Genomic DNA, 1,988 nt, shown 5'->3' with positions numbered 1-1,988 from the left:
GTCGGCTTTGCCGCCGGTACGCTTGGCTTCAACACGCTCGATGAGCGGCTTGAAGATCTGGTCGAAGATGATGACAATATCAACGTTGACGGCCGCATCGCGCTTTACGCCAAGGGCCGTGTGACCGGCAAATGGCTGATGACCCTCGCCTATGACACCGACAAGGAAGAAGATGAAACCCGTTTCCAGGGCGTCATCGATCCGCGCCGTTATTACACGGTCTATGCCGATCGCAGCGAGCAGCGCTATGATGCCGCTTCGGTACGCCGCCTCTATCTCAAGCTGGAAAGACCACAGTTTTACGCGCTTTTCGGTGATTATGAAACCGGCATCAACGAGCCCGAACTGGCACGATATCAGCGCGCGTTCAACGGCATCAAGGCAGAATATAAAAGCGATCAGGTCCATCTCAACGCCTTTGGCGCAGATTCGCCCAACCGCTTCCGCCGCGAAGAAATTCAGGGCAATGGCCTGTCCGGACCTTATGCCCTCGCCACCCGCGATATCTTGGCCAATAGCGAACGGATCACGCTGGAAACCCGCGACCGCTTCCGTTCGGACCGGATTGTCGAACAGCGCGAGCTGACCCGGCATATCGATTATGATATCGATTATCTTGCCGGCACATTGCGCTTCCGCGAACCGATCCTGAGCCGCGGTAGCGGGCTCGATCCGCAATTCATCATCGCCGAATATGAAGTTCTCGGAATCGGTGATCGCAATATCAACGTCGGCGGTCGCGCTACCTACCAGACCGCTGACCAGAAGCTGAAAATCGGCGCGACCGCGGTTCATGACGAGAACGAGAGCGTCAAGACCGACCTGCTCGGTGTCGACATTCGATATCAACCGGACGTCAGGACCGAATTCCGCGCTGAACTTGCCGTCACCGACAATGAAGCAAAGACGGTCATCGCAACGAACACCGGACGTGCAGCAACCGCGTGGCTTGTGGAAGCTGAACATCACGGTTCGAAATTCGACGTTCTCGCCTATGTCAGGCGTCAAGCAACCGGCTATGGCCTGGGTCAACTCAATGCAGCGGAATCCGGCACCCGCAAATTCGGTATCGACGCACGGGTCCGGGTCCGCGAAAACCTGTCACTGGCGGTCACCAGCTATCAGGAAGATTTTCTGATGTCTGGCGCCCGTCGCCGCGCCGGTACCGCAGAACTTGAATATCGCGCGAAGGACACATCGTTCCGCGCGGGGATCGTTTATGCCAATGACCGGCTTTCCGACGGAACGGTGAACGAATCCAAACTTGTCCGGCTGGGTGCGACCCAGCGCCTGTTTGACGGCAAGCTGGAACTGGATGCGCAAACCGAATTTGCTCTGGGTGGTCAGGACGACAGTATTGACTTCCCGGCGCGTCACAGCTTCTCGGCTCGCTATTCGGTTACCAAGGATATCAAGGTCATCGGCACTTACGAGATTGCCGATGGCGAAAATATCGATGCCCGCACCGCCCGGATTGGCGTCGACGTTACCCCGTGGGATGGCGCGCGCATCGTCAGCAGCATGAACCAGCAGGAAATCACCGAATTTGGCCCGCGCACCTTTGCTGCTTATGGCCTGACCCAGAGCATTCCGCTGGATGACAAGTGGACGATTGATTTCTCGCTCGATGGCAATGAAACCCTGGGCGGATTTGACCGCGGTGACGTGATCAACCAACAGCAACCGGTCGCTTCGGGCGGTTTCCTGGGCAATGACACGACTCTGACCGAGGACTTCTTGGCGGTTACCGCCGGATTTACGTTCCGTAGTGATGACTGGAGCTGGAACGGCCGCGCCGAATATCGCGACGGAGACATTACCGAACGCTATGGCGTCACTACCGCGCTGCTCAAACAAATCGGCGAAGGCAGCGCATTGGGCGCGCTGGCCAGCGTATTTGTCGCAGAAGACGAAACGGGCCTCAGCACACGGGTCGTTGAAGCCGAAGCCAGCTGGGCGCATCGCCCGGCGGACAGCCAATGGTCGTG

General features: G+C 57.9%; 1 pseudogene. It reads left to right on the top strand.

What is annotated here, in order from left to right:
• A pseudogene (locus WBM93_RS11525) lies at nucleotides 1–1,988 on the top strand (hypothetical protein); the annotation flags it as partial.

The sequence above is a fragment of the Parasphingorhabdus sp. genome, assembly GCF_049667325.1.
Lineage (GTDB): Bacteria > Pseudomonadota > Alphaproteobacteria > Sphingomonadales > Sphingomonadaceae > Parasphingorhabdus.
This window is presented reverse-complemented; position numbering and strand designations above follow the sequence as displayed.